The organism is Paraburkholderia phymatum (assembly GCF_040965635.1).
GTDB lineage: Bacteria > Pseudomonadota > Gammaproteobacteria > Burkholderiales > Burkholderiaceae > Paraburkholderia > Paraburkholderia phymatum_B.
Map to the genome: position 1 here is coordinate 359,655 of NZ_JBFRCH010000005.1, position 24,477 is coordinate 384,131.

General features: G+C 63.5%; 23 protein-coding genes and 1 pseudogene. 20 read left to right on the forward strand and 4 right to left on the reverse strand.

Annotation, left to right across the window (positions count from 1 at the left end):
* The first annotated feature begins 1 nt into the window (after window position 1).
* The 3 genes from lpxB to AB4Y32_RS13335 all read left to right on the forward strand — a co-directional run bounded on the left by lpxB (window position 2) and on the right by AB4Y32_RS13335 (window position 2,805).
* Window positions 2-1,171, forward strand: coding sequence for a lipid-A-disaccharide synthase (lpxB, locus tag AB4Y32_RS13325; RefSeq protein WP_368721773.1), 1,170 nt, complete (start codon window positions 2-4; stop codon window positions 1,169-1,171).
* Entirely contained in the window at window positions 1,168-1,920 is a 753-nt protein-coding gene (gene rnhB, locus AB4Y32_RS13330; protein ID WP_368721774.1) for a ribonuclease HII, read from the forward strand. The genes lpxB and rnhB overlap by 4 nt, the downstream gene beginning before the upstream one ends.
* Window positions 1,921-2,004: 84 nt before the next feature.
* The gene (locus tag AB4Y32_RS13335) at window positions 2,005-2,805 is read left to right on the forward strand and encodes a TrmH family RNA methyltransferase (protein WP_368721775.1); all 801 of its coding nucleotides are present in this window, start codon (window positions 2,005-2,007) and stop codon (window positions 2,803-2,805) included.
* Window positions 2,806-2,822: 17 nt separating this feature from the next.
* Here AB4Y32_RS13335 and ppsR read toward each other — a convergent pair whose 3' ends face one another.
* Window positions 2,823-3,638 (reverse strand): posphoenolpyruvate synthetase regulatory kinase/phosphorylase PpsR, encoded by an 816-nt coding sequence (gene ppsR / locus AB4Y32_RS13340; protein ID WP_090864781.1) that lies wholly within the window; start codon window positions 3,636-3,638, stop codon window positions 2,823-2,825.
* Window positions 3,639-4,067: 429 nt separating this feature from the next.
* Between ppsR and ppsA the strand changes: the two genes are divergently transcribed.
* From ppsA to AB4Y32_RS13355, 3 genes are all read left to right on the forward strand, one after another.
* Window positions 4,068-6,473 carry a phosphoenolpyruvate synthase gene (ppsA, locus tag AB4Y32_RS13345; RefSeq protein WP_368721776.1) on the forward strand — a complete coding sequence of 802 codons (2,406 nt, stop codon included), beginning with the start codon at window positions 4,068-4,070 and terminating at the stop codon, window positions 6,471-6,473.
* 118 nt (window positions 6,474-6,591) lie between these two features.
* Complete coding sequence (locus tag AB4Y32_RS13350) at window positions 6,592-7,041, forward strand: NfeD family protein (protein ID WP_368721777.1); 450 nt, start codon at window positions 6,592-6,594, stop codon at window positions 7,039-7,041.
* A 90-nt stretch (window positions 7,042-7,131) separates the two neighbouring features.
* Window positions 7,132-8,058, forward strand: a complete 927-nt coding sequence (locus AB4Y32_RS13355) for an SPFH domain-containing protein (RefSeq protein ID WP_368721778.1) — start codon at window positions 7,132-7,134, stop codon at window positions 8,056-8,058.
* Between the two features lie 113 nt (window positions 8,059-8,171).
* Here the strand turns inward: AB4Y32_RS13355 and smpB are convergent, their stop codons facing one another.
* Entirely contained in the window at window positions 8,172-8,618 is a 447-nt protein-coding gene (smpB, locus tag AB4Y32_RS13360) for an SsrA-binding protein SmpB (RefSeq protein ID WP_368721779.1), read from the reverse strand.
* A 131-nt stretch (window positions 8,619-8,749) separates the two neighbouring features.
* Here smpB and AB4Y32_RS13365 point away from each other — a divergent pair, with 131 nt between their 5' ends.
* Together AB4Y32_RS13365 and AB4Y32_RS13370 are read left to right on the forward strand one after the other, a co-directional pair.
* Window positions 8,750-9,187 (forward strand): type II toxin-antitoxin system RatA family toxin, encoded by a 438-nt coding sequence (locus AB4Y32_RS13365; protein WP_090864776.1) that lies wholly within the window; start codon window positions 8,750-8,752, stop codon window positions 9,185-9,187.
* Window positions 9,184-9,516: an RnfH family protein gene (locus AB4Y32_RS13370; RefSeq protein WP_368721780.1), complete on the forward strand. Its 333-nt coding sequence runs from the start codon at window positions 9,184-9,186 to the stop codon at window positions 9,514-9,516. The genes AB4Y32_RS13365 and AB4Y32_RS13370 overlap by 4 nt, the downstream gene beginning before the upstream one ends.
* A gap of 131 nt (window positions 9,517-9,647) precedes the next feature.
* Here the strand turns inward: AB4Y32_RS13370 and AB4Y32_RS13375 are convergent, their stop codons facing one another.
* The gene (locus AB4Y32_RS13375; RefSeq protein WP_368721781.1) at window positions 9,648-10,634 is read right to left on the reverse strand and encodes a DMT family transporter; all 987 of its coding nucleotides are present in this window, start codon (window positions 10,632-10,634) and stop codon (window positions 9,648-9,650) included.
* 285 nt (window positions 10,635-10,919) lie between these two features.
* Between AB4Y32_RS13375 and guaB the strand changes: the two genes are divergently transcribed.
* The 4 genes and pseudogenes from guaB to AB4Y32_RS13395 form a co-directional block, all read left to right on the forward strand.
* Window positions 10,920-12,380, forward strand: a complete 1,461-nt coding sequence (gene guaB, locus AB4Y32_RS13380; RefSeq protein WP_368721782.1) for an IMP dehydrogenase — start codon at window positions 10,920-10,922, stop codon at window positions 12,378-12,380.
* 6 nt (window positions 12,381-12,386) lie between these two features.
* Window positions 12,387-13,169, forward strand: a complete 783-nt coding sequence (locus AB4Y32_RS13385) for a hypothetical protein (protein WP_368721783.1) — start codon at window positions 12,387-12,389, stop codon at window positions 13,167-13,169.
* A 254-nt stretch (window positions 13,170-13,423) separates the two neighbouring features.
* Entirely contained in the window at window positions 13,424-15,007 is a 1,584-nt protein-coding gene (gene guaA / locus AB4Y32_RS13390; protein WP_368721784.1) for a glutamine-hydrolyzing GMP synthase, read from the forward strand.
* 546 nt (window positions 15,008-15,553) lie between these two features.
* Window positions 15,554-15,767: pseudogene (locus tag AB4Y32_RS13395) on the forward strand (tetratricopeptide repeat protein); the annotation flags it as partial.
* A 230-nt stretch (window positions 15,768-15,997) separates the two neighbouring features.
* Here AB4Y32_RS13395 and AB4Y32_RS13400 read toward each other — a convergent pair.
* Complete coding sequence (locus AB4Y32_RS13400; protein ID WP_368721785.1) at window positions 15,998-16,654, reverse strand: glycine zipper 2TM domain-containing protein; 657 nt, start codon at window positions 16,652-16,654, stop codon at window positions 15,998-16,000.
* Window positions 16,655-16,936: 282 nt separating this feature from the next.
* Between AB4Y32_RS13400 and AB4Y32_RS13405 the strand changes: the two genes are divergently transcribed.
* The 8 genes from AB4Y32_RS13405 to uraD all read left to right on the forward strand — a co-directional run bounded on the left by AB4Y32_RS13405 (window position 16,937) and on the right by uraD (window position 24,465).
* Window positions 16,937-17,335 (forward strand): DnaJ family domain-containing protein, encoded by a 399-nt coding sequence (locus AB4Y32_RS13405; RefSeq protein ID WP_368721786.1) that lies wholly within the window; start codon window positions 16,937-16,939, stop codon window positions 17,333-17,335.
* 98 nt (window positions 17,336-17,433) lie between these two features.
* Window positions 17,434-18,042: a tRNA adenosine(34) deaminase TadA gene (gene tadA, locus AB4Y32_RS13410; protein ID WP_368721841.1), complete on the forward strand. Its 609-nt coding sequence runs from the start codon at window positions 17,434-17,436 to the stop codon at window positions 18,040-18,042.
* 1 nt (window position 18,043) lies between these two features.
* Window positions 18,044-18,970, forward strand: a complete 927-nt coding sequence (gene ldcA, locus AB4Y32_RS13415; protein WP_368721787.1) for a muramoyltetrapeptide carboxypeptidase — start codon at window positions 18,044-18,046, stop codon at window positions 18,968-18,970.
* Window positions 18,971-19,316: 346 nt separating this feature from the next.
* Window positions 19,317-20,033, forward strand: coding sequence for a GntR family transcriptional regulator (locus AB4Y32_RS13420; RefSeq protein WP_368721788.1), 717 nt, complete (start codon window positions 19,317-19,319; stop codon window positions 20,031-20,033).
* Window positions 20,034-20,412: 379 nt separating this feature from the next.
* Window positions 20,413-21,909: an NCS1 family nucleobase:cation symporter-1 gene (locus AB4Y32_RS13425; RefSeq protein ID WP_368721789.1), complete on the forward strand. Its 1,497-nt coding sequence runs from the start codon at window positions 20,413-20,415 to the stop codon at window positions 21,907-21,909.
* 44 nt (window positions 21,910-21,953) lie between these two features.
* Window positions 21,954-22,838 (forward strand): aspartate/glutamate racemase family protein, encoded by an 885-nt coding sequence (locus AB4Y32_RS13430; RefSeq protein WP_368721790.1) that lies wholly within the window; start codon window positions 21,954-21,956, stop codon window positions 22,836-22,838.
* Between the two features lie 155 nt (window positions 22,839-22,993).
* Entirely contained in the window at window positions 22,994-23,947 is a 954-nt protein-coding gene (gene puuE, locus AB4Y32_RS13435) for an allantoinase PuuE (protein WP_368721791.1), read from the forward strand.
* Window positions 23,944-24,465, forward strand: coding sequence for a 2-oxo-4-hydroxy-4-carboxy-5-ureidoimidazoline decarboxylase (uraD, locus tag AB4Y32_RS13440; RefSeq protein WP_368721792.1), 522 nt, complete (start codon window positions 23,944-23,946; stop codon window positions 24,463-24,465). Before puuE ends, uraD begins: the two co-directional genes overlap by 4 nt.
* Window positions 24,466-24,477 lie beyond the last annotated feature (12 nt).

The window sequence follows — 24,477 nt, forward strand, 5'->3', positions numbered from 1 at the left end:
GATGCCGTTGCCTACCAGTCCGCTGCGGCTCGCATTGGTGGCCGGCGAGCCGTCGGGCGACCTGCTCGCGGCGTCGCTGCTGGACGGGCTCGCGGCCCGTCTGCCGCACGGGACGCAGTACTTCGGCATCGGTGGCCCGCGTATGATCGCGAAGGGCTTCGACGCGCATTTCCCGATGGAAAAGCTGTCGGTGCGCGGCTACGTCGAAGCGCTAAAGCACATTCCCGAGATTCTCGGCATCCGCAACGAGCTGAAGCGCCAGTTGCTGGCTGAGCCGCCGTCGGCGTTCATCGGCGTCGATGCGCCGGATTTCAACTTCGGCCTCGAGCACCCGTTGCGCGATGCGGGCATTCCGACCATTCACTTCGTCTGTCCATCGATCTGGGCATGGCGAGGCGGCCGGATCAAGAAGATCGTCAAGGCCGTCGATCACATGCTGTGCGTATTCCCGTTCGAAAAGGCGCTGCTCGAAAAGTCGGGCGTCGCGGCGACCTATGTCGGCCATCCGCTCGCGGATGAGATCCCGCTCGAACCGGATATGGCAGGCGCGCGCCGCGTGCTCGGCCTGCCCGAAAGCGGTCCGGTGATCGCCGTGCTGCCGGGCAGCCGCCGCTCGGAAATCTCGCTGATCGGACCGACGTTCTTCGACGCGATGGACCTGATGTTGCAGCGCGAGCCGGGCGTGCGCTTCGTGATGCCGGCTGCAACGCCCGCACTGCGCGAACTGCTGAAGCCGCTCGTCGACGCGCACCCGAAGCTGCCACTGACGCTGACGGACGGCAACGCTCAGCTTGCGATGACGGCCGCTGACGTGATCCTCGTGAAAAGCGGCACAGTCACGCTGGAAGCGGCGCTGCTGAAGAAGCCGATGGTGATTTCGTACAAGGTGCCCTGGCTGACGGGGCAGATCATGCGCCGCCAGGGGTATCTGCCGTACGTGGGCTTGCCGAACATCCTCGCCGGGCGTTTCATCGTGCCCGAAATCCTGCAGCACTTCGCGACGCCCGAAGCGTTGGCCGACGCCACGTTGACTCAGTTGCGCGACGACGCAAACCGGCGCACGCTGACGGAAATCTTCACCGAGATGCATCACGTGCTGAAGCAGAACACGGCGCAGCGAGCCGCGGAAGCGGTCGTCAGCGTCGTCGAAACGCGCCGGGGGCGTCCATGACGGGCTCGACGGGCAAGGCCGCGCTGCGCCGCAAGGCGGCTGCGACGATCACGAAACAGGCCGGCCTCGATTTTTCGTCGCCGGAAGACGTCATTTGCGGCGTCGACGAAGCAGGGCGCGGCCCGCTCGCGGGCCCCGTGGTGGCCGCCGCCGTCATTCTCGATCCGACGAAGCCCCGCATCCGTGGACTCGGCGATTCAAAGGCGCTGCCAGCGAAAAAGCGCGAAGAGCTGTACGACAAGATCATCGAACGGTCGCTTGCGTATTGCGTCGCGTCGGCGTCGGTCGAAGAGATCGACACGCTGAACATCCTGTACGCGACGATGCTCGCGATGAAGCGCGCCGTCGAAGGCTTAAAGGTCGCGCCGACGCTCGCGAAGATCGACGGCAACCGTTGCCCGGTGCTGAGCATTCGCAGCGAGGCGATCGTCAGCGGCGATGCGCTCGTGCCGTGCATCTCAGCGGCGTCGATTCTCGCGAAGGTCACGCGTGACCGGATGCTGCTCGAACTGCATCAGACGTTCCCGATGTACGGCTTCGACGCGCACGTGGGCTACGGCACGCCGCAGCATCTGCTGGCGCTGCGCGACCATGGTCCGTGCGAGCATCACCGGCGCTCGTTTGCGCCCGTGCGGGACGCGTATCTGCGGCTCGGCATGGCCGTCGATTTGCCTGAGAATGTCGTAATCGTGCCGCCCGTCACCGATGATGACGATGTGCTCATCGCCGACGACAGCGCGCCGTTCTGACGCCTGGCAGAAACGACTCAAGCGCCTTCGGGCGCTTTTCTTTTCACCGCTTTTCTTACCGTACCGATACGGTCTTCGCTGCCAGTGAAAGCCATTACCTCGCGGGACAATCCGCTCTACAAACGTCTGAAGGCATTGGCCGGCTCGACGCATCAACAGCGCAGGAGCGGCCATGCGTTGCTCGAAGGGTTTCATCTCGCGAGCGCCTATCTCGATGTCGCGGGGCAGCCCGAGACGTGTGTCGTCATGGAAGGCGCGCTGCGCCACGACGAAGCGCAGGCCATCGTCGCGCGCATCGATGAGCGGCGCATCGTCACGCTGCCCGATGCACTCTTCGGACAACTGTCGAATGTCGTGAATGGCGTCGGCATGCTGCTGCTCGTCGAGAAACTCGACGTGGCGGTGCCCGAACGCGTGACGCAAGGCTGCATCGTGCTCGACGGCGTGCAGGATGCAGGCAATGTCGGCTCGATTCTGCGCAGCGCGGCGGCGGCGGGCATCGGCCACGTGTTTTGCGCGCCGGGCACCGCGTACGCATGGTCGTCGAAAGTGCTGCGCTCCGGCATGGGCGCGCATTTCCTGCTGCACATTCATGAGGATGTCGAACCGCAGACGCTGATCGAGCGGCTCGACGTGCCCGTCGCGATCACGGACTCGCACGGTGCGCAGGCGATTTACGACACCGATCTGTCGGGCCCGGTCGTGTGGGTGTTCGGCAACGAAGGGGCGGGCGTGTCGCAGGCGTGGCGCGACGCTGTCACGTATCGCGTGACGATTCCGCAGCCGGGCGGAATGGAATCGCTGAATGTCGCAGCGGCCGCCGCCGTGTGTCTTTTCGAGCAGTGCCGGCAGCAGCGCGGGCACGAGCCGCGCGCTTCCAGCTAACCTTCACAGCGGCTGCATCAATACGACGAGCGGTCGAGCCTGATTTCCTGCAGGATGGTCGTCGCAATTTCCTCGATCGACTTGTGCGTCGACGACAGCCACTTGATGCCTTCGCGCCGCATCATCGTCTCGGCTTCGTTGATCTCGTAGCGGCAGTTTTCCAGCGCGGCGTACTTGCTGCCGGGGCGGCGCTCGTTGCGGATTTCCGAAAGCCGTTGCGGATCGATCGACAGCCCGAACATCTTCGTACGATGCGCGAGCAGCGGCGTCGGCAGCTTGCCGCGCTCGAAATCTTCGGGAATCAGCGGATAGTTCGCCGCCTTCACGCCGTACTGCATTGCCAGATAGAGGCTCGTCGGCGTCTTGCCGCTACGCGACACGCCGACCAGGATCACATCCGCTTCTTCCAGATTGCGATTCGACTGGCCGTCGTCGTGGGCGAGCGAGAAGTTGATCGCCTCGATCCGGTTCTTGTACTCCTCGGTATCGGCGTTCTGGTGGCCGCGGCCCATCGCGTGGCTCGACTTCAGCTCCAGCTCCAGTTCGAGCGGCTCGACGAAGGTCTGGAACATGTCCAGCACGAGCGCGTTCGAGTCCTTCACGATCTGGTTCGACGCGCTGTTCACGAGCGTCGTGAAGACGATCGGGCGGCGGCCTTCGTGATGGGCGGATTCATTGATTTTTTCGAGCGTGGCGTACGCTTTTTCCGTCGAATCGACGAACGGCACGCGGACCAGGCGAAATTTCTGGTCGAACTGGGAGAGGATCGAATGCGCGAAGGTTTCGGCAGTAATCCCGGTACCGTCGGAGACGATGAATACGGTGGGCGGCATCAGTGGGGGCAGGGAACGCGAGCGTCAAAATCCGCTCAAATCAGACATCGCCGCGCGGCGCCCGCTGGCCGGCGGCTGGCCGGAACCTTGCAGCGGCGCCGTTCGAGGCGCAATTCTTGTCCGACTGTCACATTTCGAGAGTCGGCACGGTAGAATAGCGGCAACCTGTTGGATAAGCAATTGCAGCCAAATCGCGTAACTATCCGCTATCCGCACCTGGATTGCGTCGCGATTCGTTCGTATCTTGCGCGGCTAAGCCGCAAGTTCGTTCAATCTCCTGCTTCGTCGGGCTTCATGTCGAGCGCCAAGCCCTTCCGCGATTGCTTTTCCAACAGGTTGCGCAAGGCCATGAGCCCACGCTTCCAATGAGCGCCTCGTGTTCAAGCCCACTTGCGCAATCCAGCATTTTTTTCACACTTAGGGGCTTGTATGACTAACGCAGTTAACGTTGCTAAGGATCAGGCGTATGTAGTTCCATTCGAGCAGTTGCGAATGACCGACGTGGAAATCGTCGGCGGCAAGAATGCTTCGCTCGGCGAGATGATCAGTCAGCTCGCGGAAGCGGGCGTGCGCGTGCCGACCGGCTTTGCAACGACGGCGCTCGCATTCCGCGAGTTCCTGCATCACAACAACCTGACCGAACGCATCGCGCAACGCCTGGAGACGCTCGACGTCGACGACGTGAAGGCGCTTGCCGCTGCGGGCAAGGAGATCCGTCAGTGGATCGTCGATACCCCGATGCAGCCGCGTCTCGAGCAGGAAATTCGCGCGGCGTTCGAAACGCTCTCGAAGAGCTCGCCTGAGGAACTGTCGTTCGCGGTCCGTTCGTCGGCAACGGCGGAAGACCTGCCGGACGCATCGTTCGCGGGCCAGCAGGAAAGCTACCTGAACGTAGTCGGCATCGAAGACGTGCTCGATCGGATGAAGCACGTGTTTGCGTCGCTGTACAACGACCGCGCCATCTCCTATCGCGTCCACAAGGGCTTCACGCATGCTGAAGTCGCGTTGTCGGCGGGCGTGCAGCGCATGGTGCGCTCGGACGTCGGCGCAGCGGGCGTGATGTTCACGCTCGACACCGAATCGGGCTTCAAGGACGCCGTCTTCATCACGTCGAGCTATGGCCTTGGTGAAACCGTCGTGCAAGGCGCGGTGAATCCGGACGAGTTCTACGTCTTCAAGACGACGCTCGCGCAGAACAAATACCCGATCATCCGCCGCTCGATCGGCTCGAAGCTCATCAAGATGGAGTTCACGAAGGCCGGTGAACAAGGCCGCGTGAAGACCGTCGACGTGTCGCACGAGCAGCGCAACCGTTTCTCGATCACCGACGACGACGTGATCGAACTCGCGAAGTACGCGGTCATCATCGAGAAGCACTACGAGCGTCCGATGGACATCGAGTGGGGCAAGGACGGCCGCGACGGCAAGATCTTCATCCTGCAGGCGCGTCCCGAAACGGTGAAGAGCCAGGGTCACAACAAGGCCGAGCAGCGCTTCAAGCTGAAGGGCCAGTCGCAGGTGCTGGCGACGGGCCGCGCGATCGGCCAGAAGATCGGCGCAGGCCCCGTGCGCGTGATCCACGATCCGTCGGAGATGGAACGCGTGCAGCCGGGCGACGTGCTTGTCGCAGACATGACCGATCCGAACTGGGAGCCGGTGATGAAGCGCGCGTCGGCGATCGTCACGAACCGTGGCGGCCGGACCTGCCACGCGGCGATCATCGCGCGCGAACTGGGCGTGCCCGCCGTGGTGGGCTGTGGCGACGCGACCGACGTGCTGAAGGACGGCTCGCTCGTCACGGTGTCGTGCTCGGAAGGCGACGAAGGCAAGATCTACGATGGCCTGCTCGAAACGGAAGTGACGGAAGTCCAGCGTGGCGAACTGCCGGAAATCCCTGTGAAGATCATGATGAACGTCGGCAATCCGCAGCTCGCGTTCGACTTCGCGCAACTGCCGAACAAGGGCGTGGGTCTCGCGCGGCTCGAATTCATCATCAACAACAACATCGGCGTTCACCCGAAGGCGATTCTCGAGTACCCGAACGTCGATCAGGACCTGAAGAAGGCCGTGGAGAGCGTCGCGCGCGGTCATGCATCGCCGCGTGCGTTCTACGTCGACAAGCTGACGGAAGGCATCGCCACCATCGGCGCGGCGTTCTATCCGAAGCCCGTGATCGTGCGTCTGTCGGACTTCAAGTCGAACGAGTACAAGAAGCTGATCGGCGGCTCGCGCTATGAGCCAGACGAGGAAAACCCGATGCTGGGCTTCCGCGGCGCATCGCGTTACATCGCTGAAGACTTCGCGCAGGCGTTCGAAATGGAGTGCCTGGCGCTCAAGCGCGTGCGCGAAGAAATGGGCCTCGACAACGTCGAAATCATGGTGCCGTTCGTGCGTACGCTGAAGCAGGCGGAGCGCGTGGTGAACCTGCTCGCGAAGTACGGCCTGAAGCGCGGCGAAAACGGCCTGCGCCTGATCATGATGTGCGAAGTGCCGTCGAACGCGATTCTTGCCGAAGAGTTCCTGCAGTACTTCGACGGCTTCTCGATCGGCTCGAACGACCTGACGCAGCTCACGCTCGGCCTCGACCGTGACTCGGGCATGGAACTGCTCGCGGTCGACTTCGACGAGCGCGATCCCGCCGTCAAGTTCATGCTCAAGCGCGCGATCGACACGTGCCTGCGCCTGAACAAGTACGTCGGCATCTGCGGCCAGGGCCCGTCGGATCATCCGGATTTCGCGCAATGGCTGACGGACGAAGGCATCGCGTCGATCTCGCTGAACCCTGACACGATCATCGATACGTGGCAGGCGCTGGCGAAAACGACGGCGAAGTAAGCATTGCGCATCGTTTGCAGAGGTATGTAAAACGTACTTCAGCGAACGATAAAACGTCGACGCTTCATGCTATAAACACCCCGGTAGATCCGGGGTGTTTTGCTTTGTGGAGGCCGACGTGATGCATAGCGGGCTGTTCTGGTGGGTTGGCGCGGGCGTGCTGATCGTGCTCGAACTGATGCACGGCACGTTCTATCTGCTGATGGTGGCGCTGGGTTTTATCGCGGCGGCCATTGCGCGACTCGCAGGCGCCGACTTGCCGTGGCAGTTCGGCATTGCAGCCGTTGTCGCGCTCGGCGCGGTGCTCGTGCTGCGCAAGTCGCGCTACGGACGCAAAACGAAAACGCGCGCCGAAGCCGCACGCAATCCCGACGTCAATCTCGACATCGGCTCGACACTGACGGTGCCCGCGTGGCACGACGGGCGCGCTCGGACCAGCTATCGCGGCGCGTCATGGGAAGTCGAACTCTCACCCGGCGAGCCGGAAGACGCGAGTCTCTACGAAATCACTGCGCTGCGTGGCAACTGCCTGGTCGTTGTCGCAAGAAAGCACGCGGCTAGAACTTGAATAACGGAATCTGATTCAAGCGTCGTTCGGACGCAATTCGCGCGCATCGAAATGCGCACAACAATTCAAAAACAGATTGGGGGTGCAGGAATGGAACCGTCGAGCATCGTTGGGCTCGTGTTGCTGATCGTCGTGATCGTGACTGCCGCGAAGACGATCAAGATCGTGCCCCAGCAGCACGCGTGGGTGCTGGAACGGCTCGGCCGCTATCACGCGACGTTGACGCCGGGCCTGACGTTCGTGCTGCCGTTCATCGACCGGATCGCGTACAAGCATGTGCTCAAGGAGATTCCGCTCGATGTGCCGAGCCAGGTCTGCATCACGCGCGACAACACACAGTTGCAGGTCGACGGCGTGCTGTATTTCCAGGTCACCGATCCGATGAAGGCGTCATACGGATCGAGCAATTTCGTGTTCGCGATCACGCAGCTGTCGCAGACCACGCTGCGTTCGGTGATCGGCAAGCTCGAACTCGACAAGACCTTCGAGGAACGCGACTTCATCAATCATTCGATCGTGTCCGCGCTCGACGAAGCGGCTTCGAACTGGGGCGTCAAGGTGCTGCGCTACGAGATCAAGGACCTGACGCCGCCGAAGGAAATTCTCCACGCGATGCAGGCGCAGATCACGGCCGAACGGGAGAAGCGCGCGCTGATCGCGGCGTCGGAAGGGCGCAAGCAGGAGCAGATCAATATCGCGTCGGGCGGCCGCGAGGCGGCCATTCAGAAGTCCGAGGGCGAGCGCCAGGCGGCGATCAACCAGGCGCAAGGCCAGGCGGCGGCGATTCTGGCTGTCGCCGAAGCAAACTCTCAGGCAATTCAAAAGATTGCGGCCGCGATTCAATCGACGGGCGGCATGGAAGCCGTGAATCTGAAGGTCGCCGAGCAGTACGTGAATGCGTTTGCGAATCTGGCGAAGGCGGGCAATACGCTGATCGTGCCGGGCAACATGGCGGACATGAGCTCGATGATCGCGTCGGCGCTGACGATCGTGAAGCAGGGTAAGACGACTGCCTGAGCGTTTGGCGGGCGCGACATGAGCGCGCGTTTCACACCAGCATGGCGACAAGAAAAGGCCCGCATGTTACTGCGGGCCATCGTCCATCCGGTGATTGAAAAGGGCGCGCCGGCTCAGGTCGGCGTGCGCATCAGCCGCGCCTTTTCGCGTTCCCAATCGCGCTTCTTCTCGGTCTCGCGCTTGTCGTGCAGCTTCTTGCCCTTCGCGAGGCCAATCTCGCATTTGACGCGGCCGTTCTTGTAGTGAAAGTTCAGCGGCACGAGCGTGTAGCCGCGCTGCTCGACCTTGCCGATCAACTTGCTGATTTCTTCAGCGCGCAGCAGCAGTTTGCGCGTGCGGACGGGGTCCGGCTTGATATGCGTCGACGCTTCGGGGAGCGGGCTGATGTGCGTGCCGATCAGAAACAGTTCGGCGTTCCTGATCACGACGTAGCCTTCCTTGATCTGGCCGCGCCCGGCGCGCAGCGCCTTGACTTCCCAGCCCTCCAGCACGAGCCCCGCCTCGTAACGCTCCTCGATCGAATAATCGAAGAACGCTTTTCTGTTGTCGATGATGCTCATGAATGGAAACGGCCCAACTCGTTTAAAATCACGATTTTAGCAAAGCGGGCCGCCAAAAACCCGCTGCGGTGTCACTCAGTTGTCACGCGTTCGCTATTTCCCAATCACCGTTGCCACGCGCTGTTCAATTTATGGCAGATGTCCAGAAAACCGTGTTGATACGCCATTCGGCGGAACAGATGTTCGACCTCGTCACCGATGTCGCCGACTACCCCAATTTTCTTCCGTGGTGCGGCGGTGTCGAGATCCGCCGGCAGGAAGAAAATCTGATGGAGGCGAAGATCGACATCAACTTCAAGGGCATCAAGCAGCACTTCGCGACGCACAACACGCAGGAGCGTCCCACGCGCATCGACATGGAGTTCGCCGACGGTCCGTTTCGCAAGTTCACCGGCTACTGGCGCTTCACGCCACTACGCGCGGACGCATGCAAGATCGAATTCGCGCTGCACTACGAGTTCACGAGCGTCCTGCTGGAAAAGATCATTGGGCCGGTGTTCAACCATATCGCGAACACCTTCGTCGAATCGTTCGTGAAGCGCGCGGACCAGCGCTACGGCAAGGCATGAACGGCAATCTGACCATCGAAGTCTGCTACGCGCTGCCTCACGAGCAGACGCTGATCCAGCTCGAACTGCCGCAAGGCGCGACGCTCCGGCAAGCGATCGACGCGAGTGGCATCCTCGCGCAGCATCCCGATATCGATCTGACGAAGCAGAAGACAGGCGTGTTCGGCAAGCTCAAGCCGCTCGATGCCGTGCTGGCGGATCACGATCGCGTCGAGATCTACCGGCCGCTGATCGTCGATCCGAAGGTGTCGCGGCAGCGGCGTGTCGAGAAATCGCGCAGGGAAGGGTCTGTCGAGGGCCGCAAGTGGCTGCCCAAGGATTCGCGCTGACGCGAGGCTATCGAAGCAGCGTAAGAGCGTCAAACGGGCGCACCGCGTGACACGGTGCGCCGTTTTTTTCTGCTCGACGGCAGTGCGTCGTTTTTCTGGCCAAGTCGAAGGCTGAGTGCCGCGCGTCGTGTTCAGTGCACAGCCGCCTGGGCCTTTTCTTCGAGCGTCGAGCGGTCGGAACCGTCGCCTGCATGCTGGCGCACCGACCAGCTGACGCCCGCAACCAGCAGCACGATCGCCGCCAGTTCGAGCGGACGCGGCATGCGATGGTCGTAAATAAACGCGTAGAGCAGCGCGAACAGCGTCTCGAACACGATCAGCTGGCCCGACAGCGTGAGCGGCAGACGCTTGGACGCCGCGTTCCACAAGCCGTTGCCGAGCCACGACGCGCCGAACGCGAGCCCCAGATTCAGCAGCCAGAACAGATGCCAGCGCGTATCGGCGTGCGACGTATCGACAGTCGCCGATGGCAGCAACGCGACGACGAGCCATAGCAGCGCGCCGAGCAGGCCCGTGACGACGCCCCACAGCACCGACCATTCGTTGCCGCTGAAATGCGTCTGACGCTGCAGATAGCGCGCGTTTTCGACGGCAAACCACGTCCAGCAGGCGAGCGCGCCGACCGCGCAGGCAATCCCCACCAGCTTCGTCGCGATCGACACCGCCCCGGCCCCCGATGTCGTGCCCGACGCGCCGAACACATCGACATTGATGCACGCGATGCCCGCGACGACGAGCGCCAGCGGCCACACGAGCCGCGCGAGGGGCGCTGCGCCGTGGTCGCGCCGGCCGAGCAGCGTCACCGTGACGGGCAGCACGCCGACGATCAGCGAAGACGGCGCAATGCCGACGAGGTGAACGGCGCCCGTCAGCAGCAGGTAGTAAAGGAGATTGCCCGCGAGCGCGAGCTTGACGAGCGCGTGCAGGTCTTCGCGGGTGAGCCGGCGCAGCAACGAGCGCGCCGACGGCAACGCGGCGACGAGCGACACCACGCCGTACATCACGTATCGGCCGGCGCTCAGCAGCACGGGCGAAAAGTCCGGCAGCAGGCGCGGCACCAGAAAGACCATGCCCCACAACGCTCCCGCCAACATCCCGTACACCACGCCGCGCTGCATTGTCTGCCTCGAATCGAAAACTGAAAGTGTGCGAAGCATAGCGGGCCGCAGACGCCTGCGTCTTGTTCGATTCTGCACTTTGCAGGCATGGCAACTATGCTGATGAAAGCTCGCGCGCTCGAATGAGCAAACGAAACGCGATCGAACGCGAGCCGAACGCGGAAGCGAAATTCGGCCACCGCCCGATGCGAAAAAACGTTGAACAATTTCGCTAACTGACTGTTCGTGCAGTGAAAACCGGGGGTGTATCGCGTATAATTCGCTTTTGCGCCTATAGGATTTGCCATGCGTCTGATCCAAAAAGCACTCACGTTCGATGACGTGCTCCTCGTCCCGGCCTTCTCCGATGTTCTGCCGCGCGACACCAGCCTGAAAACCCGGCTGACCCGCAAGATCTCCCTCAATATGCCCCTCGTGTCCGCCGCGATGGACACCGTCACGGAAGCCCGCCTCGCCATCGCAATGGCGCAGATGGGCGGCGTCGGCATCATCCACAAGAATCTCACGGCGGCCGAGCAGGCTCGCGAAGTCGCGAAGGTCAAGCGTTTCGAATCGGGCGTCGTGCGCGATCCGATCACCGTCCCGCCGCAGATGAAGGTGAGCGACGTGATCGCACTGTCGCGCCAGCATGGCATTTCGGGCTTCCCAGTCGTCGAAGGATCGCAACTGATCGGCATCGTGACGAACCGCGACCTGCGCTTCGAAACGCGCCTCGACGAACCCGTGCGCACGATCATGACGCCGCGCGAGCGTCTCGTGACGGTCAAGGAAGGCACGCCGCTCGCCGAAGCGAAGGCGCTGATGCACAGCCACCGCCTCGAGCGCGTGCTGGTCGTCAACGACGCATTCGAGCTGCGCGGCCTGATGACCGTCAAGGACATCACAAAGCAGACGGAGCATCCAGACGCCTGTAAGGACGAGCACGGCAAGCTGCGCGCGGGCGCGGCCGTCGGCGTCGGAGCGGACAACGAAGAGCGCGTGTCGCTGCTGGTGCAGGCGGGCGTCGACGTGATCGTCGTCGACACGGCGCATGGCCACAGCAAGGGCGTGCTGGAGCGCGTCCAGTGGGTCAAGAAGAACTTCCCGCACGTCGAGGTGATCGGCGGCAACATCGCGACGGCGGACGCAGCGAAGGCGCTCGTCGAGTACGGCGCGGACGGCGTGAAGGTCGGCATCGGCCCGGGCTCGATCTGCACGACGCGTATCGTCGCGGGTGTCGGCGTGCCGCAAATCTCGGCGATCGCGAATGTGTCGGCGGCGCTCAAGGGCTCCGGCGTCCCCGTGATCGCGGACGGCGGCGTGCGCTTCTCGGGCGATGTCAGCAAGGCGCTGGCCGCGGGCGCGAATGCCGTGATGATGGGCAGCATGTTCGCCGGCACGGAAGAGTCGCCGGGCGACGTGTTCCTGTATCAGGGCCGCCAGTACAAGTCGTATCGCGGCATGGGCTCCGTCGGCGCGATGAAGGACGGCGCGGCTGACCGCTACTTCCAGGACAACTCCGCAAATATCGACAAGCTGGTGCCCGAAGGCATCGAAGGCCGCGTCGCGTACAAGGGCTCGGTCGGCGCGATCCTGTTTCAGCTGATCGGCGGCGTGCGCGCGAGCATGGGCTACTGCGGCTGCAACACGATCGACGAACTGCATGAGAAGGCCGCGTTCGTCGAAATCACGGCGGCGGGCATGCGCGAATCGCACGTGCACGACGTGCAGATCACGAAGGAAGCGCCCAACTACCACGTGGACTGATCGCCGATGAAGCCGCTGCTGCGTGCCGTACTGATCGTCGATGCGCTGATACTGCTGGCGTTCGGGCTGCTTTTCCTGCTCACGCCGTGGAAATCGCTGTACGACGCACTGCAGCTGGCGCAGACGGACCCTGTGCTGGTCGGTCAAGGCTTCGGCATCGCGCTGATAGGGCTCGCGTGGCTCGCGCTGCATGCGTCCATCGACGGCGCGATGACGGCGACGGCGGCCAAGGTCGTCGGCCATGTGAACTGGTTGACGGGCGTGCTGATGCTGGTCTGGCTGGCCGGGCTGCATACGCCGTCGCTGTCGGGCCTTGATCAACTGGTGGCAGTGGCGATGGGCGCGGTGCTGCTCGTCATCGGCCTGGGTGGCGTGAGGCTGGCGGGCGTCGTACGCCGGCGCGATCGGCTGGCGGGCACGGCGGCCGCCGAGCGTGCCGACCGCGTGGACGCTCGCGACAGCGCGAATGAAGCGCGCAAGGCCGATCGTGAACGCGAGCGCAACGCAGCGCGTCCTGGTGACGTCTATCCGGCGGGCGCGCCGCGTGCAGTCGAGCCGATGCCCGGCACGACGCGTTCCGGGAGCGCAGCGTCGCCCGTGAGTCCCGCGACGGGCCATCCCGTCGAACCGGATTTGACGGCGGCGGCGCCGGGCCCATCGGCGGCCCGGTCGCGTGAAGATGCGCTCGCGCGCGAGCGTGCGGCCGCTGCGGATGAAGAAGCCTCGGCGCGGGAGCGCGCCGCAGCCGACGCGAAGTCCGGCGCAACCCGGCCTCCGTTTCATGGCTGATCCGCGATACGACACGCTCTCAGCCGAAACAACCGGAATCCGTTTGCGCGAACGCCTTTTATTGATGGAGTTTCGCCGCTGCGAGTGCAACGCCGGGGCTTCGTCGATGATGCTTCGTCGCGATGTGCCCGTCATGTCGTCCGCACGACCGCTTGTACCAGCCGAGCCGGTCCGTTTTGAATACCACGCCGCGCGGTCGCGATGCGACTTGCGCGGCTTTCCCTATCCGTTCTTTTTAGATTCCGTCCGCTGCCATGCATGACAAGATCCTGATCCTTGACTTCGGTTCGCAAGTCACCCAACTGATCGCACGTCGCATCCGCGAAGCGCATGTGCTGTCGGAAATCCATCCGCACGACGTCAGCGACGAGTTCATCCGCGAATTCAAGCCGAAGGGCATCATCCTGTCGGGCGGCCCGAACTCGGTGACCGAGACGGACACGCCGCGCGCGCCGCAAGCGGTGTTCGAAGCGGGCGTGCCCGTGCTGGGCATTTGCTACGGCATGCAGACGATGGCCGAGCAGCTCGGCGGCAAGGTTGACAGCGGCCACCTGCGCGAGTTCGGCTATGCGGAAGTGCGCGCGCGCAACCATACGAGCTTCCTCGACGGCATTCAGGACTTCGCGACGCCCGAAGGCCACGGCATGCTGAAGGTGTGGATGAGCCACGGCGACAAGGTGCTGGAAATGCCCGCGGGCTTTCAACTGATGGCATCGACGGAATCGTGCCCGATCGCCGCGATGGCCGACGAAGCTCGCCATTTCTACGGCCTGCAATGGCACCCGGAAGTCACGCACACGGTGCAGGGCCGCGCGATGCTCGAGCGTTTCGTGCTGAAGATCTGCGGGGCGAAGCCCGACTGGGAAATGGGCAATTACATCGACGAGGCCGTCGAGAACATCCGCAACCAGGTCGGCGACGAGCATGTGATTCTCGGGCTGTCGGGCGGCGTTGATTCGTCGGTGGCGGCGGCGCTGCTGCATCGCGCGATCGGCGATCAGCTCACGTGCGTGTTCGTCGATCACGGTCTACTGCGGTTGAACGAAGCCGAACAGGTGATGGCGACGTTCGCCGATCACCTGGGCGTGAAGGTGATTCACGTCGACGCGAGCGAAGCGTTCCTGTCGAAGCTCAAGGGGGTGACCGATCCCGAGGCGAAGCGCAAGATCATCGGCGCGGAATTCGTCGAAGTGTTCCAGGCGGAAGCCGGCAAGCTGACGGACGCGAAGTGGCTCGCGCAAGGCACGATCTATCCGGACGTGATCGAATCCGCGGGCAAGGGCAAGAAGGCGGCGCACACGATCAAGAGCCACCACAACGTCGGCGGCCTGCCGGAAACGCTGAACCTGAAGCTGCTCGAACCGCTGCGCGAGCTCTTCAAGGACGAAGTGCGCGAACTGGGCGTGAAGCTGGGTCTGCCGCCGTCGATGGTGTATCGCCATCCGTTCCCGGGTCCGGGCCTCGGCGTACGGATTCTCGGCGAAGTGAAGCGCGACTACGCGGATCTGCTGCGCCGCGCGGACGCGATCTTCATCGAGACGCTGCGCACGTTCATCGACAAGGAAACGGGCAAGTCGTGGTACGACCTGACGAGCCAGGCGTTTGCGGTGTTCCTGCCTGTGAAGAGCGTCGGCGTGATGGGCGATGGCCGCACGTACGAATATGTCGTTGCGCTGCGCGCCGTGCAGACGCTGGACTTCATGACGGCGCACTGGGCGCATCTGCCGCACGATCTGCTCGGCCATGTGTCGAACCGGATCATCAACGAAGTGCGCGGCATCAATCGTGTCGTGTACGACATTTCGGGCAAGCCGCCGGCGACGATCGAGTGGGAGTAAGAAAAGAGGGCGCTGCGGCGCTCCTTCTTCGGAATCGCCGACCGGGAAAAGCCAACTGGCAGGCGAGCCCGCGCCTGTACATCGCATAACTTCCGAAGGCGGAGGTGAACGCAAGTAGTCCATCGAAAATGGACTTCATCGAACGGTTCGAGACGAAGGCGCCAGGTCTGCAGAATCATTCGCATGGCACTGCGTTCGCGGCATGTCGTTGCACTCGGATGCAACTGAACGCAGTTCCGGCTTGGCACTATTCTTCTGTTCATGTCCAGCGAAGCGGTACTTTGACACAAGTTCACAGCGGCATACCGGCGCGGTGCGATCATCGCGGCGCTCGAGCCCAACGACCACCAGAGAGGGCTCTCGACAACCGCTTCGTCTTCGCGCAGGACTTGATTGAATGACACCACATTCGGACATCAGACAGCTTTACGCCGCAGCCGAGCAGGCCTTCATCTCCGGTCAGAACGACATGGCGCGCGTGAACGCCGAGAGCATTCTCGAGGCGCAGCCCGAACATGCTGCCGCACTCCATCTGCGAGGGCTGCGTCAGTCGCGCATCTCGCGGCGGCGATGGGGCAAGCGCGTATGGCTGCTGAACCGTTACGCAGGATGCTGGCGCTGGCTGCGCGAGCGTACCGACAGTGCGTGGTATCCGGGGTTGCGCATGTTCAACCAGTCCGAGCGCGGCGATTGGAGCGACGTGCTGTCGAAGGTGATCGAAGCGCTGAAGGCGGAGCTTCCCGCGCGCGACGATTGCTGATCGCGCCTTGCTCATGCGCGGACACAAAACCCGGCGCGCACGAAAGCTCGGTGTCGGCTTGCAGTGCAGAGTGTTTGTGATCGCTGCGAGCCGGGGACAGTGCATGACGCCGACGCGCCGGCACGGCAACTGGGGTTCGCGTGGCGCGCCAGCATGATATTGCATGCGTTGAATGCGCGTCGCGGGCGTCCGACATAAGCGCGTACGCGCGGCACACATCAATCGGTGAATCAGTAGCGATCGAGCCGGTTGCCCGCGATGCGCACGCGGTCGCCCGGATGCAGGTCGCCGGGAGTGCTGACATCGAAAGCGCGCATTGAGCCGTCGTTCAGTTGCACGGAAACCCGATAACCGCCCGGCGACGACGCGCCCGCCTGTTGTCCAAGCTGGTTGCCCGCGACAGCGCCGCCCAGCACGCCGATAGCCGTCGCGGCATCGCGGCCATGACCGCGCCCGAACTGGTTGCCGATCACGCCGCCCACGACGGCGCCGATCACCGTGCCCGCGACGCCGCCCGCCGTCACGGCCCCCGGATTGGCCAGCGGCTGGATCGACGAAACGACGCCGTACTGCTCGCCGTATCCGTAGCCCTGCTGCGGTTGCTGATAGGCCTGGTTCTGGCCGTTCTGCCAGTCGGACTGATCGTACGCGGGTTGTTGTTGATACTGCGACTGTTGTGCGTAGGGCTGTTGATACTGCGGCGGCTGCGCGTAAGCCGGTTGGGCGTAGGCCGGTTGCCCGTAGGCCGGTTGTGTGGCGTACGACGAACCGTAAGCAGAACCGTAGGGCGCATTGCCGGGAACGACGCAGCCGGCAAGCGGCAGCGTGACGCAGAGCGCGATCAGCGACGTTCGGACGAGAGGGCGAGCAAAACGGGAGTGGGTCATGTTGCGTGATTGTCGTGGCGCCACCAGCTGTGGACGGCGACGAGTATAGGGAAACCCGCGTCGTTATTGACGAGCGCTCTGCGTAACAGTGTGTAAATTGCGCGTCGGAGAAAAACGACCGGGGCGATCGGGACGCACGAGCAGGAAACCGCAACGATATTTCGGCGCGGAACGCCATCCCATACGGGATTTCTTAAAACCTGACTGAGCATTCTAGGCGTCTGACAATTCCGTTTCGCGGCTCCTGATAAAATGCCCGAGCCGCAACGTAGTGGATTGCAAATGAGATTGCTTGATGCACTTGTCGAACAACGGATTGCCGCCGCAGTCGCGCGCGGCGAGTTCGACGATTTGCCGGGAGCCGGCGCGCCCCAGACGCTCGACGACGACGTACTAGTGCCCGAAGAAGTTCGAATCGCGAACCGCATTCTGAAGAATGCGGGCTTCGTGCCACCGGCCGTCGAACAACTTCGGGCGCTGCGCGACCTGCAGAACGAACTGGACGCGGTCAGCGACCGGTCCACCCGCTGTCGGTTGCAGGCGAAGATGCTGGCGCTCGACATGGCGCTGGAATCGCTGCGCGGCGGACCGCTCGTGATGCCGCGCGAGTACTGCCGCCGGATCGCCGAGCGTCTTTCGGAGCGTGCCGCCGACGCGGCCGCCGAGGCGGGGCCGGCGTGAGCATCGACGTCGATCCTTCCGCGTCGCGAACCGGTTTGCCCGCTGGTTCGCCGGCCCGGCCGGCCGCCGATCAGACGGGCGCACGGCCGCCGCTTGTCGTGCCTGCTACGGCCGCTCCGCACGCCGAAGCCGCCGTTCCTGCAGAGCTGACCAATATCTCCGAACGCGATCTCCACTTCATGGGCCTCGCACAGGCCGCCGCCGACGAAGCGCGCGCCGCGGGCGAAGTCCCCGTCGGCGCGGTGCTCGTGCGCGGCGACGAAGTGATCGCGAAGGGCTTCAATCATCCGATCAGCGGACACGATCCTTCCGCGCACGCCGAAATGGCCGCGCTGCGCGCCGCCGCGCAAACGCTCGGCAACTACCGGCTGCCGGGCTGCGAGCTTTACGTGACGCTCGAACCCTGCCTCATGTGCGCGGGCGCGATCATGCATGCGCGCATCGCGCGCGTCGTGTATGGCGCGCGCGACCCGAAGACGGGCGCATGCGGCAGCGTCGTCGATGCGTTTGCGAATCCGCAGCTGAACCATCACACGACCGTGATCGGCGGCGTGCTCGAAGACGAATGCGGCGATGCGCTGCGCTCGTTCTTCGCGGACCGCCGGCGCGCCGCGCGGGAACGGCGCGCAGCCGCCGCGCGCGACAGCGAACCCGGCGCGTCCGAACCGCTCCAAGACACCAATCCCGTCAACAGAACAACAGGCTGACATGGCCACGCATCGCACCATTGAACTGATCGCGCCTTCGGGCTATCCGCACGATCCGAACGCGATTCATCTCGCGCTGAAACGGTTGCGCGCGCAAGGACACCACGTCGAAAACGTCGGCGCGACGCAGCGGCGCTACCAGCGCTTTGCCGGCACCGACGGCGAACGCGCAGCGGAGCTGAACCGCCTGGCGGACCCGTCGCGCGAGTTGCCCGATATCGTGCTCGCCGTGCGCGGCGGCTACGGCGCGGTGCGCATTCTGCACGGGCTCGACTACGCGGGGCTGCAACGCCGCTTGCGCGATCAGCCGATCGCGTTCGTGGGTCACAGCGATTTCACCGCGCTCCAGTTGGCGCTGCTGGCGCAGGCGGGCGTGACGACTTTCGGCGGCCCGATGCTCGCCGTCGATTTCGGCGCGGAAACCGTCAGCGACTTCACGATGAAGCACTTCTGGCACGCGCTGACTTCGGATACCTACACGATTTCGGGCACGCTCCCGCAGGCGCAAACCGTCGATGTCAAAGGCACGCTGTGGGGCGGCAATCTGGCCGTGCTGGCGTCGTTAGTCGGCTCGCCATATATGCCGCCTGTCGAGGGCGGCATCCTGTTCGTCGAGGATGTCAACGAGCAGCCGTTCCGGATCGAGCGCCTGATCTATCAGCTGCATCTCGCGGGCATCCTTGAGCGGCAGCAAGCGCTCGTTTTCGGCGACTTTTCGGGCGGCAAGCCATTCGACTACGACAACGGCTACGATCTTCACGCGATGATCGAACAGGTGAGGTCGGTGATCGGCATTCCCGTCGTGACGGGCCTGCCGTTCGGCCACATTCCAGACATGGTGACGCTGCCCGTCGGCGCGCAGGCGCATCTCGTCGCGGGGACGCACGGGTTCAAGCTAACGGTGTCGGGACATCCCGTGCTCGGATAACGAACGTAAGGGACGGCGCGCGACGCGTCGCATTGCGTCGGAGCAAAGGCGAGGCGACTCGCCTTTGTTTTGGGCACCAGTCGCAACTAACGGTCTTGGCGATTCGCCGCCTGCCAATTCGCACCCGGCCGAAGTAGTTGCCAATTTTGTTGACAAAATGTTCGTCAGAGGAGGAGGGCTTTGACCGACGCGGTTGGTCGCTCAGCGGCACAGGGCGGCCATCAGAGACCGTTTCGGATAGTTTTTGGCGCGTCAGTCCAAACCGAAATTGTCGAAAATAGGCGGCCAAAATTGTTGACAATTTTTATGTCCGTCCTAAGATGGACTCCATAACAGCACGCTCATCATGTCAGAGACACCCAACGCCGCCGCAAGCAGCACGAAACCCGAAGCGATCGCCGAGCGCATCCGCGCCGCGATCCTCGAGCATCGGCTTGCGCCCGGCGCGAAATTGACGGAAGCCCAGTTGTGCGACGTGTTCGGCGTCAAGCGCGGACCGATCCGGCAGGCGCTGGCCCTGCTGGCCACTGACCACCTCGTGGATCTGGAGCCGAACCGCGGCGCATTTGTCGCGAGTCCGTCGCTGCAGGAAGTGCATGAAGTGTTCGAGATGCGCCGGATCATCGAGCTGGCCGTCGTCGACAAGATTTGCGCGAGTCAAGGCTCGCGGCGGTTGAAGAGCATCGGAGGGATGATCGCCCGCGAGCGCAGGGCGTTCGAGTCGCGTGACTTTCCAGCGTGGATCAGGCTGTCGGGCGAGTTTCATACGGAGCTTGCATCGCTGACGGGCAATACCGTGCTGTGCGATTGCCTGAACGGACTGGTCGCGCGTTCGACGCTGATCTCTGCGTTGTACGAATCGCTCGGCCGCAGCCCCTGTTCGTTCGAGGATCACGAAGCGATTCTCGCTGCGCTCGACGCGGGCGACGCGAAGACGGCGGGCGCGCTGATGTCGCGCCATCTGCAGAGCGTCGAACTGAAGATGCTGGATCGGCCGGCGAGCGGTGGAACTGATCTGCATGAAGTATTCGGCATGCGTGCGCCCAAGTTAGTCGTCGGCTGAATCGAAGTGCAAGCATGACGCCCGCCCGCGCTCGCAGGCGGTGCGCGCTGCACTGAAGTGAACTGTGTTTGATCGCAAAGTCGGCCGACAGGTCGACCGGGACATGAACCGATACGAGCCGCACCCGGCGCGTATCGAGACCGAAAGACCGTAAGGCGTGACCGCTCATCAAGCAGCCACGTCGACGCGGCAAAGCCTTGCAGGTATTCGCGGAGAGCCTGCCGGGCCATCAAAACAAGTACGTAAGTACGGAGACACCCGCGGCAACGTGCAAGCGCTGCGCATCGGCACGACCCATAGGGCGGGCCGGTCGCGCGCCTGGCATACACGATGCAGTGCTCGTCGATCCCCGTCGACGTTCCCACCTTAGGAGGAATCCATGGCTCAGTTCAGTGCAGCACCGGATAGTTCGGCAATTCCCGATTACGAGAGCGGCGCGCAAAGCGGTCACGCGCTTCCCGCGGGCTACAGCGAGCGTCTATACAACGAAGACCTCGCGCCATTGAAGCATCAGACGTGGGGCGCCTATAACATCTTCGCGTTCTGGATGTCGGACGTGCATAGCGTCGGCGGCTATGTGTTCGCGGGCAGCCTGTTCGCGCTGGGCCTCACGAGCTGGCAGGTGCTGATCGCGCTGCTCGTCGGCATCACGATCGTGAACCTGCTGTGCAACATGATCGCGAAGCCGAGCCAGCTGAACGGCGTGCCATATCCCGTCGCGTGCCGCGCGACATTCGGCGTGCTGGGCGCGAACGTTCCTGCAGTGATCCGCGGCCTCATCGCCGTCGCGTGGTATGGCATCCAGACGTATCTTGCATCGAGCGCGCTCGTCATCGTCGTGCTCAAGTTCTTCCCGCAGCTCGTGCCGTACGCGGACGTGCATCATCACGGCTTCATGGGCCTGTCGACGATCGGCTGGGCCGGTTTCATGTTGCTGTGGGTGCTGCAGGCATTCGTGTTCTGGAACGGCATGGAGACGATCAAGAAGTTCATCGATTTCGCGGGTCCGGCCGTGTATGTCGTAATGTTCATCCTGGCCGGCTACATGGTGTGGCGTGCAGGCTGGCAGAACATCGGCATCAACCTGGGCGGCGTGAAGTATCACGGCGCGGAAGTGATCCCGGTGATGATCACGGCAGTCTCGCTGGTGGTGTCGTACTTCTCGGGCCCGATGCTGAACTTCGGCGACTTCTCGCGCTACGGCAAGAGCTTTCGCAGCGTGAAGCGCGGCAATTTCTGGGGCCTGCCCGTCAACTTCCTCGCGTTCTCGCTGGTGACGGTCATCACGACGGCCGCGACGCTGCCCGTGTTCGGCCAGCTCATCACCGATCCCGTCGAAACGGTGGGCCGTATCGACTATCCGACGGCCGTGATTCTCGGTGCACTGACGTTCACGATCGCGACCATCGGCATCAACATCGTCGCCAACTTCGTGTCGCCTGCATTCGACTTCTCTAACGTCGCGCCGAAGCTCATCAGCTGGCGCGCAGGCGGCATGCTCGCTGCCGTCGCGTCGATCTTCATCACGCCGTGGAACCTGTTCAACAATCCGGCCGTGATTCACTACACGCTCGACGTGCTCGGCAGCTTCATCGGACCGTTGTACGGCATCCTGATCGTCGACTTCTTCCTCGTGAAGCGTCAGAAGATCGTGCTCGACGATCTGTACACGGTGTCGGCGAAGGGCGCGTACTGGTATCACAAGGGCGTGAACTATCGTGCAGTGGCCGCGCTGCTGCCGGCTGCACTGATCGCGGTGATCTGCGTGATGGTGCCGTCGCTGGACGGATTGGCGAACTTCTCGTGGTTCATCGGCGCGGGGCTCGGTGCAGTGTTCTACAGTGTGCTTGCCCGTAATCTGCAACGCGGTGCATGAACTCGCATGACAGCTCATCAAAGGGTGCAACAGGAGTTCCAGACATGCGTATCAAACTGATCAACCCGAACACGACGCAACGGATGACGGAGGCCATGGGCCGTTGTGCACGCAGCGTCGTTGCGCCGGGGACGGAGCTGGTGGCGGTGAGTCCGACGATGGGCCCGCCGTCGATCGAAGGCTATTACGACGAAGCGCTCGCCACGCCGGGGCTGCTGGCGGAAATCGAGGCGGGCGAGCGTGAAGGCTTCGACGGCTATGTGATTGCATGTTTCGGCGATCCGGGCCTCTATGCGGCGCGCGAGCTGGCGCGCGGCCCGGTGATCGGCATCGCGGAAGCGGCGATGCATGCGGCGAGCGTGCTCGCGCCGGGCTTCTCGGTGGTGACGACGCTCTCGCGCACCTGCGGGATGGCCTGGCATCTGGCCGAGCGTTACGGCATGAAGCGCTTCTGTCGCAACGTCCGCGCCACCGATGTCGCCGTGCTCGAGCTCGATCAGCCTGGCTCGGCGGCACGGCGCATCATTCTCGAAGAATGCCGCCGGGCGCTCGACGAGGATGGATCGGATGCGATCGTGCTCGGCTGCGCGGGAATGGCCGAATTGTGCGCGGAGATCGAGGACGCGCTGGGCGCGCCCGTGATCGAAGGCGTGACGGTCGCGGTCAAATGGGTCGAGGCGCTCGTCGCGTTGCGCCTCGCGACTGCGAAGCGCGGCGACTATGCGCGGCCGCTCCCGAAGCGCTACGACGGCGAGTTCGCGCGCTTCAGTCCGATGAGTGATGTGCCCGTCGACGCGGCACGCGAGCAACAAGCCGCGCCCGGCGTGAATGGTGTGACTGGCACGAACGGCGCGCTGCTGCGGGTCAACGCGAGCGCGCTGCGCGCCGACCCCGCCGCCGATATTGCGCCGCACATACATTCCGTCTGACACGCACTATCTGCCCGGGTGTATGGGCGCACCCGGGTGTTTTCGCTACACTGGTTCATCCCTGCCGGCCCTGCCGTAGCGCGTTTCCCCGCTTTCACGACGTTCGCCGGCGCAGACTCGCAATCGCTCACGTCAACCGCTGCGTCACTCACATCATGTCACTCGATTCGAACTATCCACGCGATCTGATCGGCTACGGCCGTTATCCCGTGCAGGCTGACTGGCCAGGACGCGCGCGCGTCGCGGTGCAGTTCGTTCTCAACTACGAAGAAGGCGGCGAGAACTGCGTGCTGCACGGCGATCCGGGCTCGGAACAGTTCCTGTCTGAGATCGTGGGCGCGGCGGCCTATCCGTCGCGTCACATGAGCATGGAGTCGATCTACGAATACGGCTCACGGGCCGGCGTGTGGCGCATCTTGCGCGAGTTCGAAAAGCGCGGCCTGCCGCTGACGGTATTCGGTGTCGGCATGGCGATCGAACGGCATCCGGAAGTCGCGCGCGCGTTTGTCGAGCTGGGCCATGAGATCGCGTGTCACGGCTATCGCTGGATTCACTATCAGGACATGTCGCCCGAACGCGAAGCCGAGCACATGCGCCTCGGCATGCAAGCGATCGAGCGTGTGACGGGCGAGCGGCCGCTCGGCTGGTACACGGGCCGCGACAGTCCCAACACGCACCGCCTCGTAGCCGAATACGGCGGCTTCCTGTACGACTCCGACTACTACGGCGACGATCTGCCGTTCTGGATGGACGTCGAAGTGACGGGCGGCGCGAAGATGCCGCAATTGATCGTGCCGTACACGCTCGACACCAACGACATGCGCTTCGCGACACCGCAAGGCTTTAATACTGCGGACCATTTCTTCACGTATCTGCGCGACGCATTCGACGTGCTGTACGAAGAGGGCGATGAAGCGCCGAAGATGATGTCGATCGGCATGCACTGCCGTCTGCTCGGCCGTCCCGGACGCTTGCGCGCGCTGCAGCGCTTTCTCGATCACATCGAAAAGCACGAGCGCGTCTGGGTTGCGCGCCGCGTCGATATCGCGCGTCACTGGCGCGAGCATCACCCTTATCAACCACAGGACAACCGCGGGGCGGCGGCATGAAGGCGATGCAATACACACTCGACCAATTGAACAGGATCTCCACCGACGCGTTCGTCGCGGCGCTGTCGGGCATCTTCGAGCACTCGCCGTGGGTCGCCGAAGTGGCAGCCGCGCAGCGTCCATATGACAGCATCGACACGTTGCACAAGACGATGTCGAACGCCGTCGAAACAGCGGGCGAAGCGGAGCAACTCGCACTGATCAACGCTCACCCGGAACTCGCGGGCAAGGCGGCCGTGCGCGGCGAGCTGACAGCCGAATCGACGCGCGAGCAGAGCGGCGCCGGTCTCGATCAATGCACGCAGGAAGAGTTCGACAAGCTGCTGCGGCTGAACGCGGCGTATCGCGAGAAGTTCGGCTTTCCGTTCATTCTCGCCGTGCGCGGCTATGACCGGCACGGGATCATCGCGAACTTCGAATCGCGTGTGAACAACAGCCGCGCCGACGAGCTGCGCGCGAGCCTCGACCAGATCTATCGCATCGCGCGTTTCCGTCTCGACGATCTGATCAGCGTGTGAGCGTCGCGCTCG